This is a genomic window from Pseudomonas sp. BJa5 (assembly GCF_030272875.2).
Lineage (GTDB): Bacteria > Pseudomonadota > Gammaproteobacteria > Pseudomonadales > Pseudomonadaceae > Aquipseudomonas.
Window position 1 is genome coordinate 1 of the sequence record NZ_JALRNG020000066.1, and the last position, 17,037, is coordinate 17,037.

Sequence of the window (17,037 nt, forward strand, 5' to 3'; positions counted from 1 at the left end):
GGGCTTGCCCCGCGATTGCGTACAGTCAGCCGCATCGCATCGCGGGGCAAGCCCGCTCCTACCGGCGTTCAGTGGAGGTCCGCTTCAGGCACGCTCCGGCGCCGGGGAATGGCCTCGGGATTCCAGTGCCTGGCGGCGTGCGCCAGCACTTCGGTCGGGCGTGCCTGTTCCATCGCTGTATCCGTCGTCTGGCCCAGGGCACGCAGGGCACGCAGCAGCAGCGGTGTGGCCTGCTCGGTGGGCAGCGGCGCGGAACGGTAGCTCTTGCCCAGCTTGTGGCCATCGGGCTGGGTGATCAGCGGCACATGCAGGTAGCGCGGCTGCGACAGGCCGAGTAATTCCTGCAGGTAGAGCTGGCGTGGCGTGTTATCCAGCAGGTCGGCGCCACGCACGATATCGGTCACCCCTTGCCAGGCGTCGTCCAGCACCACGGCCAGTTGGTAGGCATAGAGCCGGTCGCGGCGGCGAATGACGAAATCACCGACCTCGCGTCCCAGGTGTTGCTCGAACAGGCCCTGGACCCGATCCTCGAAGCGGTAGGTCAGCTCCGGCACGCGCAGGCGGATGGCACCCTCGTCGCGGGCGTGTCCGAGATTGCGGCACAGGCCCGGGTAGATGCCGTTGTAACCTTCAAGTTGCTTGCGCGAACAGGTGCAGGCGTAGGCCAGGCCCTGGCGGAACAGGCGCTCGATCACCTCGTCGTAGGCTTCATGGCGCAGGCTTTGATAGACCACCTCGCCATCCCATTCCAGGCCATAGTTTTCCAGGGTATGCAGGATCGCCGCCTGGGCGCCGGGGGCTTCGCGCGGCGGGTCGATGTCTTCCATGCGCAGCAACCATTGGCCACCCACGGCGCGGGCATCGAGCCAGGAGGCGAGGGCGGCGACCAGGGAGCCGAAATGCAGGAAACCGCTTGGAGTGGGGGCGAAGCGCCCGACATAGCTTTTGTGGTTCATGGCAACGCCGGAGAGTCAGAGGGGCACAAACGAAACGGGGCGCCTGTGGCGCCCCGTTGAGGTCGGTCAAGTATCAGCCTTTGCCGACGGTCTTTTCCTTCTTCTCCGCCAACTCCTTGCAGTCGAAGCACAGGTCGGCGGTCGGACGGGCCTCAAGACGACGCAGGCCGATCTCTACGCCGCAGGCGTCGCACCAGCCGTACTCTTCGTCCTGAATCTTCTGCAGGGTCTTGTCGATCTTCTTGATCAGCTTGCGTTCGCGATCACGGTTACGCAGCTCCAGGGCGAATTCCTCTTCCTGGCTGGCGCGGTCCGCGGGATCCGGGAAGTTGGCTGCTTCATCCTTCATGTGGTCCACAGTGCGGTCCACACTTGTCATCAGCTCTTGCTTCCACGCGCCGAGAAGTTTGACGAAGTGCTTGCGCATGGGCTCGCCCATGTACTCCTCGCCCTTGGATTCCTGATAGGGCTCGACACCGTACATGGTCTGAACAGCTTTTTGCTTTTCTAGGGTGGACATGAATAGACCGCCTCTCACTCTTCTAATCCATTGCGCAGGCTGCTCCATCTCCGGCGCCCGCCGGCCCTGCGACTGCGAGCCGCCGAACTTACCAGATCGAATCGGGGCGCGCTACTCCCGGGTGTCTTCGTAGTTGACCGCAGGTTTAGCCACACGTTCGCTTCGGTACGCAGGTAGAATCAATAGTCTAGACCCATTTGAGAGAAGGCTGATGGCCCAGTCCTACAGTGCGCGCAGCCGCGCCATAGAACCCTTCCACGTCATGGCCCTGCTGGCCCGTGCCAATGAGCTGCAAGCCAGCGGTTGCGACGTGATTCACCTGGAAATCGGCGAGCCGGACTTCACCACCGCCGCACCGATCGTCGAAGCCGGCCAGGCCGCGCTGGCCGCCGGGCACACCCGTTACACCGCCGCGCGAGGCCTGCCGGCGCTGCGTGAGGCGATTGCCGGCTTCTACCAGCAGCGCTACGGGCTGGACATCGACCCGCAACGCATCCTCATCACCCCGGGTGGTTCCGGCGCCTTGCTGCTGGCCAGCAGCCTGCTGGTAGACCCGGGCAAGCACTGGCTGCTGGCCGACCCGGGCTACCCGTGCAACCGGCACTTCCTGCGCCTGGTCGAAGGTGGCGCGCAACTGGTGCCGGTGGGCCCCGAGGTCAATTACCAGCTGACCGCCGACCTAGTTGAGCGTTACTGGGACCAGGACAGCGTCGGCGCCCTGGTGGCGTCGCCGGCCAACCCGACCGGCACCGTGCTCGATCGCAGCGAGCTGAGTAGCCTGTCCGCAGCCACCCGTGCCCACAACGGGCACCTGGTGGTCGACGAGATCTACCACGGCCTGACCTACGGCATGGACGCCCCCAGCGTGCTGGAGGTCGATGACGAGGCCTTTGTCCTCAATAGCTTTTCCAAGTATTTCGGCATGACCGGTTGGCGCCTGGGCTGGCTGGTGGCACCGCCCGCAGCGGTGGGCGATCTGGAGAAGCTGGCGCAGAACCTCTACATCAGTGCCCCGAGTGTGGCCCAGCATGCCGCGCTGGCCTGCTTCCAGCCGCAGACCCTGGCCATCCTCGAGGAGCGCCGGGCCGAGTTCGCCCTGCGTCGCGACTTCCTCTTGCCTGCCTTGCGCGAGCTGGGCTTCCGTATCGCCGTGGAGCCGCAGGGGGCGTTCTACCTGTACGCCGATATCAGCGCCTTTGGCGGCGATGCCTTCGCCTTCTGCCGGCATTTCCTGGAAACCGAGCATGTCGCCTTCACGCCCGGGCTGGATTTTGGTCGCCACCAGGCTGGCCATCATGTGCGTTTTGCCTACACCCAGAGCCTGCCGCGCCTGCAGGAAGCGGTCGAGCGAATTGCCCGGGGCCTGCGGAGCTGGCAAGGCTGATGCGTTTTTCTCCTGAACTCGAAAGCGCGCGCCTGCTGCGCCGTTACAAGCGCTTCCTGGCCGACATCGAGCTGGCCAGCGGTGAGCAGATCACCATTCACTGCCCCAATACCGGCTCGATGTTCAATTGCATGGTCGAAGGCGGGCAGGTCTGGTTCAGCCGATCCAGCGATCCCAAGCGCAAGTTGCCGGGCACCTGGGAAATCAGCGAAACCCCCCAGGGGCGGTTGGCCTGTGTGAACACCGGGCGAGCCAATGCCCTGGTCGAGGAGGCCCTGCACGCTGGTGTCATTACCGAGCTGGCCGGGTTTACCGGGCTCAAGCGCGAAGTGCCCTATGGCGAGGAGCGCAGCCGCGTGGACTTTCGCCTGGACTACCCCCAGGGGCCGGCCTATGTCGAGGTCAAGAGCGTGACCCTGGGGCATACCGACTCGAGCGTGGCGGCTTTCCCGGATGCGGTGACCCAACGCGGCGCCAAACACTTGCGCGAGCTGGCGGCGCTGGCGCGCCAGGGTGTGCGGGCGGTGCAGTTGTACTGTGTGAACCTCAGTTCAATCGAAGCGGTGCGCCCGGCCGAGGAGATCGATGCGGCTTATGCGAGCGCCTTGCGTGCGGCCGTTGCCGAGGGCGTCGAGGTGCTGGCCTATGGCACGCGCATCGATGCCGAGCAGATCTACATCGACAGGCCCCTGCCGGTGTTGCTCAACGGATGAGCCAGATGCCCTGGGCGTCTTCCCGGCACTCCAGGGCCGTCAGCTGTTCACCTTCGCAAGGGCCGGCCACGCATTCGCCGGATTCGATCAGAAACAGCGCGCCGTGTCGGCCACAGCTGATCAGGCTGGCGCTGTCGTCGAGGAACTGGTCGGGCTCCCAGTTCAAGGCAATGCCGCGATGGGGGCAGCGGTTGCGGTACAGGTAGACCTTGCCGGCGCGGCGTACGGCGAACAGCGCGGTCTCCCCGACCGTGAAGCCTCGGCTGTGGCCTTCAGCCAGTTGCTCGGGTGAACAAAGAAAGTGCATGGTGAATGGTTACCGGAAGTCGCAGCATCAGCCTGACATCCAAAATAGAAGCAGGAATCAAACGGGCGCAAAAGCCTTGTCGAGCGTTTTATACCACCCGGGGACAAAAACGCCAGGTAAAAAAAGACCCGGCAATGAGCCGGGTCAATAACCGTGATTAGCCTGATGAGGAGATAATCTGAGCGTCCGAACCAGGGACTTTCAGCTTACCCAACCAGTCTCGCGACCAGTTGTGATAATCATAACGATTCTCATTACGGTGTCAATCACCGTGACACGTTAATTTCAATTATTTTTGCGCAGGGTCTTGGCATCCAGTTGCTGGTTGAGCGCTTCCTTGCGCTCAGGGGGGATGTCATTCCAGTGCATGTCGAGCAGCGCGCCTTCGATGGCGTACAGCAGCACCTTGGAGGCCCGAAAGCCCCGGGTGCGCACCGCCTGGTAGGCGTTCACGGCCCCCAGGCGACGCAGGTCTGAAGCACTGTGGATGCCGACCGCATGCAGCCACTGCGCAGAAGTCTTGCCAAGGTTTTTCAGATGCTGGAGTTCATCGTTCATCAAGCCTCCTTGCGACGGCTGAACGGTCTGAGTAAGGAATCGCTGGCAGGTCAATGAGCAGTGTAGCGGCACTTGGGAAATACGCGGCGTTTTGCCATCGGGTGCCGACGGGTAGCCGCGAACCACCCGCCAGGCCCCGGCGGGCGGGGCTTGGCCCGGGGTGATCAGCGCGTGCGATAGCGCAGGCGCGTGCCGAAATTGACCGACATGAGGATCTCGTCGGCGCTCAGTTCGCAGGGGAACCAGGTGCCGGAAATCTGTGCATGGGCCAGGCTTGCGCCTTCCAGTCCATTGTCACGCAGGTCGAGGCCGCGCAGGTCGGCGGCGCGAAAGTAGGCGCCGGTGAAATCGATGCCGGTGGTGTCCAGGTCGCGCAGGTCGAGACCGCGAAAATCCCCGCCACGAAAATCGATGACAGTGTCCTTGGGGCGTTCGCGGTTGAAGTTGGCGATCTGCTCGTCATGCACCAGCGCATACAGGGCGCTGTCCAGTTGCCGTGGCTGATTCATGAAGGCGCCTCCCTGTGAGATCCATGATGACACTATAGTGCCATCATGGTGGAGGCGTCCGGGTTCAGGCGGGAAGTGTCGACTGCATCACGTCCCGGGTGATCAGTGCTTCGGCAGGCGCTTGCGGATCTGCTCGACCAATTGGTCCAGGCTGCCACTTTCGTTGGTTTTCACCTGCTTGCTCTGCAGCTTTTCTTCGGCGCTGAGCGGCTCGCGGCTGGCCTGCTGGACCTTGATCACTTCCTGGGTCGCATCCGACGGATCGTTCTGGTCAGCCTGGCGCTGCGCCAGCCAGTTGGCGATGACCGCATCCGGTGCGTGGCAGTCGAGGATCAGGAAGGGCACGCCTGTCTCGCCGGCGATGCTGGCAGCGACCTGGCGCTGGGCCTGCTTGAGGTAGGTCGCATCGATCACCACCGGGAAGCCGGCGCGCAGGATGACCCCGGCCAGTTCGTGCAGGCGGGCATAGGTGGCCTGGCTGGCGTCCTGGGTGTAGATGCCTTGCTCCAGCTGACCGGCAGCGGCGGCTTGCTGCTCACCGAACAGGCGCTTGCGTTCCACGTCCGAGCGCAGGCGGATGGCGCCCAGGGCTTCGACCAGGCGCATGGCCACATGGCTTTTGCCTACGGCGGACACACCATGGGTAATGGCCAGGAAGTGCGAGGGGATGGCGCTGTAGCTTTCGGCCAGGTTGGCGTAGTTGCGGTAGGTGCGCAGGGTAGTGGCACGCTGCACGGCATCGGCGTTGGCCGGCATGCTGAACAGGGCGACCTTGGCCCGTACCAGGGCGCGGTAGGCCTTGTAGAAATTCAGCAGTTCCAGGCCCGCGTAGTCGCCGGTCAGTTCCAGGTACTGGCTGACGAAACGGCGCGACAGGGACTTCAGGCCGCGGTCTTCCAGGTCCATGGCCAGGAAAGCGGCGTCGGCGTAGACGTCGGTCATGCGGAAGGGTTCGTTGAACTCGATGCAGTCGAAGATCACCACCTTGCCGTCGATCAGGGTGGCGTTGCCCAGGTGGATGTCACCGTGGCACTCGCGGATGAAACCTTCGGCCTTGCGGGCTTCGAGCAGGCCGTGCAGGCGTTTGAAGCTGGTCTGGGCCCAGGCTTGCAGGGCATCGAGTTGCTGCAGGTCGGCCTTGTCGGAGAGGAACGGACGGATTTGCTCGAAGTTCTGCTCCACCGGCGCCATGACGCTGTCCGGGTTGCCCAGCGGGTTCTCCATCGGGACCTTGGGTGCCTGCAAGTGAAAGCTGGCGATCTGGCGGGCCATCTGGTCGATATGCTCGGCGGTCAGCTCGCCGTTGGCCTGCAAGGTGCTGAGCATCTGGTTCTGCGGGAACTGGCGCATTTTCAGCGCGTATTCGATCGGCTCGCCGTCGCCGCCCAGTTGTGGCGCGTCGGCAGTACCGGTGATCGGCAGCACCTCCAGGTACAAGCCGTCGGTCAGGCGCTGGTTCAGGCGCAGCTCTTCGGCGCAGAAATGCCCACGCTGGGACAGTTCGGTAAAGTCGAGGAAGCCGAAGTTCATCGGTTTCTTGATCTTGTAGGCGAATTCGCCGGTCAGCAGGACCCAGGAGATATGCGTCTCGATGAGTTGAAACGCCTTCACCGGGTGAGGGAACAGGGCGGGGTTCTGCAGCGCGGTGATCAAGGCTTGGCTCACGGGCGATCCTTCTGGGGCATAGTTTCGAATCGGCCATTATGGCGGCAAGCGACGCGGCTGCAAACCGCCGGAGGGCGCCTGTCGATGATCGATAAAGTGCGTATAATCCGCCGCCATGACTCGTACCCGATCCCCCCGCACCCCGAACAAACGCCCGTCCGGCCGCTCTGGCGCCTGGCTTGGCTGGGCCATCAAGCTCAGCCTGGTCGGCCTGGTGGTGCTGGCCGGCTTCGCCATTTACCTCGATGCCGTGGTCCAGGAGAAGTTCTCCGGCAAGCGCTGGACCATTCCGGCCAAGGTCTACGCCCGGCCGCTGGAGCTGTTCGTCGGCCAGAAGCTGAGCAAGAACGACTTTTTGATCGAGCTCGATGCCCTGGGCTATCGCCGCGAAAGCGTTGCCAACGGACCGGGCGCGGCCTCGGTCAATGGCAACACGGTCGACCTCAATACCCGTGGTTTCCAGTTCTATGAAGGCATGGAGCAGGCGCAGGCGGTGCGTGTGCGCTTCTCCGGTGACTATGTGGCGGGCCTGAGCGGGGCCAATGGCGGCAAGCTCGATGTGGTGCGCCTGGAACCCCTGCTGATCGGCGGCCTGTACCCCAAGAACCTGGAAGACCGCATCCTGATCAAGCTCGACCAGGTGCCGCCCTACCTGCTGGAAACCCTGGTCGCCGTGGAAGACCGCGACTTCTATAACCACTTTGGCGTATCGCCCAAGTCCATCGCCCGTGCGGTCTGGGTCAACACCTCTTCGGGCGCCATGCGCCAGGGTGGCAGTACCCTGACCCAGCAGCTGGTGAAGAACTTCTACCTGACCAACGAGCGCAGCCTCAGCCGCAAGCTCACCGAAGCCATGATGGCGGTGCTGCTGGAGCTGCATTACGACAAGCGCGAGATCCTCGAGGCCTACCTCAACGAAGTCTTCGTCGGTCAGGATGGCCAGCGTGCAGTGCATGGTTTCGGCCTGGCCAGCCAGTTCTTCTTCAGCCAGCCGCTGTCGGAACTGAAGCTGCATCAGGTGGCCCTGCTGGTAGGCATGGTCAAGGGGCCGTCCTACTACAACCCGCGTCGTTACCCGGAGCGCGCCACCGTGCGGCGTAACCTGGTGCTCGACCTGCTGGCCGAGCAGGGCGTCGCCACGCCGGAGGCGGTTGCCGCGGCGAAGAAAATGCCGCTGGGCGTGACCAAGCGTGGCAGCCTGGCCGACAGCTCGTTCCCCGGCTTCCTCGACCTGGTCAAGCGTCAGCTGCGCCAGGACTACCGCGACGAAGACTTGACCGAAGAAGGCCTGCGCATCTTCACCAGCTTCGACCCGATCCTGCAGATGAAGTCCGAAGCAGCCATGGCCGAGACGTTCAAGCGCCTGGGTGGTCGCAAGGGTGCCGATGAGGTCGAAGCGGCAATGGTGGTCACCAACCCGGAAACCGGTGAAGTGCAAGCGCTGATCGGCAGTCGCCAGGCGGGCTTCGCCGGTTTCAACCGGGCCATCGATGCCGTGCGACCGATCGGCTCGCTGGTCAAGCCGGCGGTCTACCTGACCGCCCTGGAAAAGCCCAGCAAGTACACCCTGACCAGCTGGGTGCAGGATGAGCCGTTTGCGGTCAAGGGGGGCGATGGCCAGGTGTGGCGGCCACAGAACTACGATCGCCGCTCCCACGGCACCATTTACCTGTACCAGGGCCTGGCCAATTCCTACAACCTGTCGACGGCCAAGCTCGGCCTGGAACTGGGCGTACCCAATGTAATCAAAACCATTGGACGCCTGGGTGTGAACGTCGACTGGCCGGCGTTCCCGTCGATGCTGCTGGGTGCCGGCGGGATGTCGCCGATGCAGGTAGCGACCATGTACCAGACCCTGGCCAACGGTGGTTTCAACACGCCGATGCGCGGCATCCGCAGCGTGCTGACCGCCGAGGGCGAGCCGCTCAAGCGTTATCCGTTCCAGATCCAGCAGACCTTCGATCCGGGGGCCATCTATCTGGTACAGAACGCCATGCAGCGGGTCATGCGCGAGGGTACCGGGCGTTCGGTCTACAGCGTGCTGCCTAGCTCCCTGAACCTGGCCGGCAAGACCGGTACCAGTAACGATTCGCGCGACAGCTGGTTCGCCGGCTTCAGCCAGGATTTGCTGGCGGTGGTCTGGCTGGGCCGGGACGACAACGGCAAGACGCCGTTCACCGGTGCCACCGGTGCCTTGCAGGTATGGACCAGTTTCATGCGCAAGGCCGACCCGCTGCCGCTGGACATGCCGCAGCCGGACAACGTGGTCCAGGCCTGGGTCGATCCGCACACCGGGCAGGGCTCTGACGGCAGTTGCCCGGGTGCGGTACAGATGCCGTATATTCGAGGCAGTGAACCGCCTGCCGGCGCCGCCTGTGGCGGCACGCAGGACCCCGCCGAGTCCGTGATGGACTGGGTCAGGGGCTGGATGAATTAAGCACTAGGCAAGAGGGTGTGAAGTGAACAAGTGGTGGATTCCTGCCGTGACGGCACTGGCTTTGCTCAACGGTTGCGCCAGCGTACAGCGTGGCTCAATCCCTGTGGTCGACTCGAGTACCCGCGTGTCCAACAGCGAACGGGTCACGGCCAATCGCGGTGCTGGCGTCAACACCGGCACGCGCCAGGCCCAGGCGGTGCCTCAGGATTCCGGTGTGACCGTGATGGTCCCGCAAGGGGCGGGCGCGGCACCGATCCAGACCTTCCCGGCCTCGACCGGCGCGGCGCCGATCAGCACCGGTCCGATCACCCCGGGTCCGACCAGCTCGGCACCGTTTGAAAGTGCGCCGGTGAATCCGGTGAATAACGGCAATTACACCATGCCGAGCAGCACCTCGAGCGCGCCCACCGGCATCCCGCGCAGCGCGGCCGGCACGGGTGGCCTGTCGGCCGACGAGCAGCTCGACGGCCCGGTGCTGGCACTGCTGACCACCGCCCAGCAACAGCAGGGCAGTGGCGATTACAACGGCGCCTCGTCGAGCCTGGAGCGTGCCCAACGCATCGCCCCGCGCGAGCCGCAGGTGCTCTACCGCCTGGCCCAGGTGCGCCTGGCCCAGGGTGATGCCGCCCAGTCCGAGCAGCTCGCCCGGCGTGCCCTGACCTATGCCAACGGCCGTCCTGACCTGCAGGCAGGCCTGTGGGGCATCATCGCCCAGGCCCGCGACAAGCAAGGCGACTCCGCCGGTGCGGCACTGGCGCGGCAGAAAGCCCAGGTCAACCTGTGATGGACCCGCGCATCCTGGAAATCGCCGATCACTTGCTGCTGATCGAGCGTGAGCTGCACGTGCAGGGCTGGTGGAGCGACACGGCGCCGAGTGCCGAAGCGCTCGCCAGCACCGTGCCCTTTGCCGTCGACAGTATGAACTTCGATCAGTGGCTGCAGTGGATCTTCCTGCCGAAGATGAAAGAGATTCTCGAGAAGGGCCTGCCGCTGCCCAATGCCTCCGGCATCCTGGTCATGGCTGAAACGGTATACGTCGATCGCCCGGAGGAAAGTCGCGAGCTACGCAGGCTGCTGGCAGAGTTTGACCAATTGATCAGTCCATCAGCCTGAATTTCCCTCTTTTCTCCCTTGGAGCCACAGATTGTGGCTCTTTTTGTTTGTATTCTTCGTTTTTCTGCTGCTGCTACTATGATTCGTGGTGGCGGTTGGTCGTCCTTGCGCGAAATTGGCAATAATTTTTCTTGACTTGTGCGCGCCGAATCAGAAGAATCCAGATTCCGCTGTAGAGGGACTGCCAGAAGCAGACCCGCTAAGCAGATCATGAGGCGCACACCCGCGCCGACCTGTTACACCCCGCAACGCGTTACCTCGCGCTGGGTGGGAAGACCCCGCAACACTTTGGGGCGCTCCCAATACTTGCTCAGTCAGTGCTGACGTAGTGGCGATTCCGTCGCTCATGCTCTGCTTGGCAGTAAACCTATTAAGACCCGTCCACCGTGGGCGGTATTCTGGCGTTTTAGAGGTGAACAACGTGGAGCTTTTATCTGGCGCTGAGATGGTCGTCCGCTTTTTGCGTGACGAAGGCGTTAAGCACATCTACGGGTACCCTGGTGGTGCTCTCCTGCATGTTTACGATGCCTTGTTCAAGGAACCGGAAGTCAGTCACATCCTGGTTCGCCATGAGCAGGCCGCTACCCATATGGCGGACGGTTACGCCCGTGCCACCGGCAAGGCCGGCGTGGTACTGGTGACCTCCGGTCCTGGCGCGACCAATGCCATCACCGGCATTGCCACCGCGTACATGGACTCCATTCCAATGGTCATTCTCTCCGGTCAGGTGCCCAGCACCATGGTCGGTACCGATGCCTTCCAGGAAACCGACATGATCGGTATTTCCCGGCCGATCGTGAAACACAGCTTCATGATCAAACATGCTTCGGAAATCCCGGAAGTCCTGAAAAAAGCTTTCTATCTGGCGCAATCCGGCCGTCCTGGTCCTGTCGTGGTCGATATCCCGAAAGACATGACCAACCCGGCGGAAAAGTTCGAATACGTCTACCCCAAAAAGGTCAAGATGCGTTCCTACAGCCCGGCCGTACGTGGTCACTCGGGCCAGATCCGCAAGGCTGCCGAGATGCTCCTGGCCGCCAAGCGTCCAGTGGTCTACGCCGGTGGTGGTGTGATCCTCGGCGGTGGCTCCGCAGCCCTGACCGAAATCGCCCAGATGCTCAACCTGCCGGTCACCAATACCCTGATGGGCCTGGGTGGCTATCCGGGTACCGATCGCCAGTTCCTCGGCATGCTCGGCATGCACGGCAGCTACACCGCCAACCTGGCCATGCACCATGCCGATGTGATCTTCGCGGTCGGCGCGCGTTTTGACGACCGCGTGGTCAACGGCCCGGCCAAGTTCTGCCCGAACGCCAAGGTCATCCACATCGACATCGACCCGGCCTCGATCTCCAAGACCATCAAGGCCGACGTACCGATCGTAGGTCCGGTCGACAGCGTCCTGACCGAAATGCTCGCCACCTTGCGCGAAATCGGCGAACAGCCGGAAAAAGCTGCGATGGATGCCTGGTGGAAGCAGATCGAAGAATGGCGCGGTGGCCGCGAGATGTTCCCGTACGACAAGGGCGACGGTAACGTGATCAAGCCACAGACCGTGATCGAGACCCTGTGCGAAGTGACCAAGGGCGACGCCTTCGTCACCTCCGATGTCGGCCAGCACCAGATGTTCGCGGCGCAGTACTACCGCTTCAACAAGCCCAATCGCTGGATCAACTCCGGTGGCCTGGGCACCATGGGCTTCGGTTTCCCGGCGGCCATGGGCATCAAGCTGAACTTCCCGGACCAGGACGTTGCCTGTGTCACCGGTGAGGGCAGTATCCAGATGAACATCCAGGAGCTGTCGACCTGCCTGCAGTACGACCTGCCGGTGAAGATCGTCAACCTGAACAACGGTGTATTGGGTATGGTCCGCCAGTGGCAGGACATGTCCTACAACAGCCGTCACTCGCATTCCTATATGGAATCGCTGCCTGACTTCGTCAAGCTGGCCGAAGCCTATGGTCACGTAGGCATTCGCATCACCAGCCTGAAGGACCTCAAGCCCAAGCTCGAGGAAGCGTTCGCCATGAAAGACCGCCTGGTGTTCATCGACATCCAGGTCGACAACAGCGAGCACGTCTACCCGATGCAGATCAAAGACGGTTCCATGCGCGACATGTGGCTGAGCAAGACGGAGCGTACCTAATCATGCGGCACATTATTTCCCTGCTGTTGGAAAACGAACCCGGTGCCTTGTCTCGCGTGGTCGGTCTGTTCTCGCAGCGTAACTACAACATCGAAAGCCTGACCGTAGCGCCGACCGAAGACCCGACCCTGTCGCGTCTGACGTTGACCACGGTCGGTCATGATGAGGTGATCGAGCAGATCACCAAAAACCTGAACAAGCTGGTTGAAGTCGTCAAGCTGGTCGACCTCTCGGAAAGCGCGCATATCGAACGTGAACTGATGCTGGTCAAGGTCAAGGCCACGGGCGCACAGCGTGCCGAGATCAAACGCACCACCGATATCTATCGTGGGCAGATCGTCGATGTCAGCAGCAGCGTCTACACCGTCCAGCTGACGGGTGCCAGCGACAAGCTTGACAGTTTCATTCAGGCTATCGGTACCGCGTCCATTCTCGAAACAGTACGCAGTGGCGTCACCGGCATTGCCCGTGGCGACAAAGTACTCAGCATCTAAATCAAAAAATTAGCGATGGCCTCAACAGGCCGAGATAACAGGGGTAAGTTCATGAAAGTTTTCTACGACAAAGACTGCGACCTTTCGATCATCCAGGGCAAGAAAGTTGCCATCATCGGTTACGGCTCCCAGGGCCACGCTCAGGCGTGCAACCTGAAAGACTCCGGTGTGGATGTCACGGTCGGTCTGCGTAAAGGCTCGGCTACCGTTGCCAAAGCCGAAGCCCACGGCCTGAAAGTGGCTGACGTGGCTTCCGCTGTCGCTGCTGCCGACCTGGTCATGATCCTGACCCCGGACGAGTTCCAAGGCCAGCTGTACAAGAACGAAATCGAGCCGAACATCAAGAAGGGCGCTACCCTGGCCTTCTCCCACGGTTTCGCCATCCACTACAACCAGGTCGTGCCACGCGGTGACCTGGACGTGATCATGATCGCGCCAAAAGCGCCAGGTCACACCGTACGTTCCGAGTTCGTCAAAGGCGGCGGCATCCCTGATCTGATCGCCGTTTACCAGGACGCTTCGGGCAACGCCAAGAACGTCGCTCTGTCCTACGCTGCCGGCGTCGGCGGCGGCCGTACCGGCATCATCGAGACCACCTTCAAGGACGAGACCGAAACCGACCTGTTCGGTGAGCAGGCCGTTCTCTGCGGCGGTACCGTCGAGCTGGTCAAAGCCGGTTTCGAAACCCTGGTCGAAGCTGGCTACGCGCCAGAAATGGCCTACTTCGAGTGCCTGCACGAACTGAAGCTGATCGTTGACCTCATGTACGAAGGCGGTATCGCCAACATGAACTACTCGATCTCCAACAACGCCGAATACGGCGAGTACGTGACCGGCCCTGAAGTCATCAACGCCGAATCCCGCCAGGCCATGCGCAACGCTCTGAAGCGCATCCAGGACGGCGAGTACGCCAAGATGTTCATCAGCGAAGGCGCCACCGGCTACCCATCGATGACCGCCAAGCGTCGTAACAACGCCGCTCACGGCATCGAAATCATCGGTGAGCAACTGCGCTCGATGATGCCTTGGATCTCGGCTAACAAGATCGTCGACAAGACCAAGAACTGATTTGGTCCTGATGCGATAAAAAAACGCGGCCTCGGCCGCGTTTTTTTGTGGCTGGGATGCGCAAGCAACTATCTTGGGTGGGGTAAGCCCGCTACTGCAGGGTTTTTTCGTTTAGCCGGTCAGCTTCTGGTATAAAGCTTCATCGTCTGCCGGCGAACCCTCGTCGCAGACCCCTGTCGAATCTTTTCCACACCGTTGCAAGGTAATGTCAATGAGCGAACGTCCCGAAGAGCCGAACAAGGTCTCTGACGCCGAAAGCCTGCTACCGATCGATGAGCATGTTGAAGAAGGGCATGACGCCGAAGGACGCAAGGTTCGGCATCGCGGTATCTATCTGTTGCCCAACCTGTTCACCACCGCGAACCTGTTCGCCGGTTTCTATTCCATCATCAACTCCATGAGCGCCCAGGCGGCCCTGAACGCTGGCGATCCTCGCGAAGCGAGCAAGTACTTCGCCATTGCCGCCATCGCCATTTTCGTCGCCATGGTCCTCGACGGCCTCGATGGTCGTGTGGCACGCATGACCAACACCCAGAGCGCCTTCGGTGCCGAGTACGACTCGCTGTCCGACATGGTCGCCTTCGGCGTTGCCCCTGCGCTGCTGGCCTTCGGCTGGGCCCTGGGTGACATGGGCAAGGTCGGCTGGATGGTTGCTTTCATCTATGTCGCTGGCGCTGCCCTGCGTCTGGCACGTTTCAATACCCAGGTCGGCAAGGCCGACAAGCGTTACTTCATCGGTCTGGCCAGTCCGGCAGCTGCCGGTGTGGTGGCCGGCACGGTCTGGGCCTTCAGCGATTACGGCATCCAGGGTTCCAAGCTGTCGTTCCTGGTGGCGCTGCTGGTCGCTGCGGCGGGCATGCTGATGGTCAGCAACATCAAGTACAACAGCTTCAAGGAGCTGGACCTCAAGGGTCGCGTACCGTTCGTAGCGATCCTCGCGGTGGTGCTGGTGTTCGCGGTAGTCTTCAGTGATCCACCGCGCATCCTGCTGCTGGTGTTCCTCGGTTACGCGGCCTCCGGCCCGGTGCAGTACCTGCTGCGCATGCGGCGGCGGAAAAACATCGAGTGATGTAATTTCGCTCAGGCTCCGTAGTCTACTGGTGCATCAGTCCTCCAGTTCTACGGAGCCACCATGCTTATCAAGCTGTCCAAAGCCTCCGATTGCCACGAATCGGACGTCACCCCCGAATCCCTGTACCTCTCGCGTCGAGCGCTGCTCGGTGGCTCTGCGGCTGCGCTTGCGGTCTCGGCCTTGCCGGGCTGGGCCGGTGCAGCCGACATGTCGCGCTATGCGGATGTCGAGGCGGGCGCCAATCCGGCCTGGTTCACCGACAAGCTCGCGGCCACCCGCTGGCAGGCCGTGACGGCGCCGGGGGAGGCGATCACGCCGTTCAAGGACGCCACCCACTACAACAACTTCTATGAGTTCGGTGCCGACAAGGGTGATCCGGCGGCGAATGCCGGCAGCCTGAAGACCGCGCCCTGGACGCTGGTGGTCGACGGCGAGGTGGGCAAGCCCGGCCGCTACGCGCTGGAGGACTTCGTCAAACCCTACCAGCTCGAGGAGCGCATCTACCGGTTGCGCTGTGTCGAAGCCTGGTCGATGGTCATTCCCTGGCTCGGATTTCCCCTGGCGGCTGTCCTCAAGCAGGTGGAGCCGACGTCGAAGGCCCGCTACATTCGCTTCGAAACCCTGCAGGATCCCAAGAGCATGCCTGGGCAGCGCTCCAGTTTTGCCTTGATCGACTGGCCCTATGTAGAAGGCTTGCGCCTGGACGAGGCAATGAACCCGCTGGCGATTCTGGCGGTGGGGATGTACGGGCGGGAGCTGCCCAACCAGAACGGTGCGCCATTGCGGCTGGTGGTGCCGTGGAAGTACGGTTTCAAGAGCATCAAGTCGATCGTGCGCATCAGCCTGGTGGCCGAGCAGCCGCACACCACCTGGCAGTCCATCGCGCCGGAAGAGTATGGCTTCTATGCCAACGTCAATCCCGAGGTCGATCACCCGCGCTGGACCCAGGCGCGTGAGCGGCGCTTGCCCAGCGGGCTGTTCAGCCCCAACGTGCGGCCGACCCAGATGTTCAACGGCTACGCCGAAGAAGTGGCGGGGTTATACAGCGGCCTTGATCTGCGGAAGAATTATTGATGCGCTATCCACTGTTTCGTCTCGGCATCTTTATCCTGGCCAGCATCTGGCCCTTGTGGTGGCTGTATGAAGCGGCCATGAATGCACTGGGTCCGGATCCGGGCAAGATCCTGGTCGATCGCCTGGGGTTGGGTGGGCTGATCTTCCTGCTCATCACCTTGAGCATGACGCCGCTGCAGCGCCTGACCGGCTGGGCAGGGTGGGTCGTCTCGCGTCGGCAGCTGGGGTTGTGGTGCTTTGCTTATATAGTGATGCACATGACGGCCTACATGGTCTTCGTCCTCGGCCTGGATTGGGGGCAGTTGGGCGTGGAGTTGAGCAAGCGGCCCTACATCATCGTCGGCGCCCTGGGGCTGACCGGTTTGCTGGCGCTGGCGGTGACGTCCAACCGATATAGCCAGCGTCGCTTGGGGGCACGCTGGAAGAAACTGCACAAGTTGGTCTATGCGATTCTCGCCCTGGGCTTGCTGCACTTTCTCTGGGTGGTGCGGGCAGACCTCAAGGAATGGTCGATTTATGCGGTTATTGGCGTGTTGCTCCTGGCCTTGCGAATTCCACTGCTGGCACAGCGGATTCCGCGGTTATCCAGTCGAAAAACCGTGTCTGCATCAAAAGCCTGAATAAGTGCTTGACGCTCGATTTAATCTCTCTATAATTCGCCCCACTTCCGGCGCAGTCGAAACGGAAAACTCATTGAGAATCAACGAGTTGAATGTTTCAGGTAGTACCGGAAGGGCTTCGATCGCAAGATCGGCGGCGGTGAAAAGGTGGTTGACAGCGACTTTAAACGCTGTAGAATTCGCCTCCCGCTGACGAGAGATCGCAGCGAGTCAAGCGGTTGAATTTGAACGGCTTTCTAGTAAAAGAATTCAAAATTAACGCTTGACAGAGAATGAGGAAAGCGTAGAATGCGCGCCTCGGCTGAAGCGAAACGCTTCGCCAACCGCTCTTTAACAATCGAATCAAGCAATTCGTGTGGGTGCTTGTGAAATCAGACTGATAGTCACAAAGATTATCAGCA

General features: G+C 61.9%; 17 protein-coding genes. 11 read left to right on the forward strand and 6 right to left on the reverse strand.

Going from position 1 to position 17,037, the window contains the following annotated elements; translation table 11 throughout:
• Positions 1 to 68: 68 nt before the first annotated feature.
• The gene (gluQRS, locus tag M2D63_RS24840) at positions 69 to 956 is read right to left on the reverse strand and encodes a tRNA glutamyl-Q(34) synthetase GluQRS (RefSeq protein ID WP_285865751.1); all 888 of its coding nucleotides are present in this window, start codon (positions 954 to 956) and stop codon (positions 69 to 71) included.
• 73 nt (positions 957 to 1,029) lie between these two features.
• On the reverse strand, positions 1,030 to 1,476 hold the full coding sequence (gene dksA / locus M2D63_RS24845; protein WP_285865752.1) for an RNA polymerase-binding protein DksA: 447 nt from the start codon (positions 1,474 to 1,476) through the stop codon (positions 1,030 to 1,032).
• Positions 1,477 to 1,687: 211 nt separating this feature from the next.
• On the opposite strand from dksA, the gene M2D63_RS24850 reads away from it, so the two are divergent.
• Positions 1,688 to 2,860: a pyridoxal phosphate-dependent aminotransferase gene (locus M2D63_RS24850; protein ID WP_285865753.1), complete on the forward strand. Its 1,173-nt coding sequence runs from the start codon at positions 1,688 to 1,690 to the stop codon at positions 2,858 to 2,860.
• Entirely contained in the window at positions 2,860 to 3,573 is a 714-nt protein-coding gene (sfsA, locus tag M2D63_RS24855) for a DNA/RNA nuclease SfsA (RefSeq protein ID WP_285865754.1), read from the forward strand. The genes M2D63_RS24850 and sfsA overlap by 1 nt, the downstream gene beginning before the upstream one ends.
• Here the strand turns inward: sfsA and M2D63_RS24860 are convergent.
• From M2D63_RS24860 to M2D63_RS24875, 4 genes are all read right to left on the reverse strand, one after another.
• Complete coding sequence (locus M2D63_RS24860; protein ID WP_285865755.1) at positions 3,563 to 3,880, reverse strand: Rieske 2Fe-2S domain-containing protein; 318 nt, start codon at positions 3,878 to 3,880, stop codon at positions 3,563 to 3,565. The genes sfsA and M2D63_RS24860 overlap by 11 nt on opposite strands.
• Before the next feature lie 285 nt (positions 3,881 to 4,165).
• The gene (locus M2D63_RS24865) at positions 4,166 to 4,438 is read right to left on the reverse strand and encodes a TfoX/Sxy family protein (protein ID WP_128322987.1); all 273 of its coding nucleotides are present in this window, start codon (positions 4,436 to 4,438) and stop codon (positions 4,166 to 4,168) included.
• A gap of 164 nt (positions 4,439 to 4,602) precedes the next feature.
• Complete coding sequence (locus tag M2D63_RS24870) at positions 4,603 to 4,947, reverse strand: pentapeptide repeat-containing protein (protein WP_285865756.1); 345 nt, start codon at positions 4,945 to 4,947, stop codon at positions 4,603 to 4,605.
• A 102-nt stretch (positions 4,948 to 5,049) separates the two neighbouring features.
• Positions 5,050 to 6,612, reverse strand: coding sequence for a bifunctional aminoglycoside phosphotransferase/ATP-binding protein (locus tag M2D63_RS24875; RefSeq protein ID WP_285865757.1), 1,563 nt, complete (start codon positions 6,610 to 6,612; stop codon positions 5,050 to 5,052).
• A gap of 115 nt (positions 6,613 to 6,727) precedes the next feature.
• On the opposite strand from M2D63_RS24875, the gene mrcB reads away from it, so the two are divergent.
• The 9 genes from mrcB to msrQ all read left to right on the forward strand — a co-directional run bounded on the left by mrcB (position 6,728) and on the right by msrQ (position 16,636).
• Complete coding sequence (mrcB, locus tag M2D63_RS24880; protein ID WP_285865758.1) at positions 6,728 to 9,049, forward strand: penicillin-binding protein 1B; 2,322 nt, start codon at positions 6,728 to 6,730, stop codon at positions 9,047 to 9,049.
• Positions 9,050 to 9,071: 22 nt separating this feature from the next.
• On the forward strand, positions 9,072 to 9,833 hold the full coding sequence (locus tag M2D63_RS24885; RefSeq protein WP_285865759.1) for a M48 family metallopeptidase: 762 nt from the start codon (positions 9,072 to 9,074) through the stop codon (positions 9,831 to 9,833).
• Positions 9,830 to 10,162, forward strand: a complete 333-nt coding sequence (locus M2D63_RS24890) for a YqcC family protein (RefSeq protein WP_285865760.1) — start codon at positions 9,830 to 9,832, stop codon at positions 10,160 to 10,162. Before M2D63_RS24885 ends, M2D63_RS24890 begins: the two co-directional genes overlap by 4 nt.
• Positions 10,163 to 10,583: 421 nt before the next feature.
• The gene (locus tag M2D63_RS24895) at positions 10,584 to 12,308 is read left to right on the forward strand and encodes an acetolactate synthase 3 large subunit (protein WP_285865761.1); all 1,725 of its coding nucleotides are present in this window, start codon (positions 10,584 to 10,586) and stop codon (positions 12,306 to 12,308) included.
• Between the two features lie 2 nt (positions 12,309 to 12,310).
• Positions 12,311 to 12,802, forward strand: coding sequence for an acetolactate synthase small subunit (gene ilvN / locus M2D63_RS24900; RefSeq protein WP_028944490.1), 492 nt, complete (start codon positions 12,311 to 12,313; stop codon positions 12,800 to 12,802).
• A 51-nt stretch (positions 12,803 to 12,853) separates the two neighbouring features.
• Positions 12,854 to 13,870: a ketol-acid reductoisomerase gene (gene ilvC / locus M2D63_RS24905; protein WP_285865762.1), complete on the forward strand. Its 1,017-nt coding sequence runs from the start codon at positions 12,854 to 12,856 to the stop codon at positions 13,868 to 13,870.
• A gap of 211 nt (positions 13,871 to 14,081) precedes the next feature.
• Positions 14,082 to 14,939, forward strand: a complete 858-nt coding sequence (gene pssA, locus M2D63_RS24910) for a CDP-diacylglycerol--serine O-phosphatidyltransferase (protein WP_285865763.1) — start codon at positions 14,082 to 14,084, stop codon at positions 14,937 to 14,939.
• A 63-nt stretch (positions 14,940 to 15,002) separates the two neighbouring features.
• On the forward strand, positions 15,003 to 16,016 hold the full coding sequence (msrP, locus tag M2D63_RS24915; protein ID WP_285865764.1) for a protein-methionine-sulfoxide reductase catalytic subunit MsrP: 1,014 nt from the start codon (positions 15,003 to 15,005) through the stop codon (positions 16,014 to 16,016).
• Positions 16,016 to 16,636 (forward strand): protein-methionine-sulfoxide reductase heme-binding subunit MsrQ, encoded by a 621-nt coding sequence (gene msrQ, locus M2D63_RS24920; protein ID WP_285865765.1) that lies wholly within the window; start codon positions 16,016 to 16,018, stop codon positions 16,634 to 16,636. The genes msrP and msrQ overlap by 1 nt, the downstream gene beginning before the upstream one ends.
• The last annotated feature ends 401 nt before the right edge of the window (positions 16,637 to 17,037 follow it).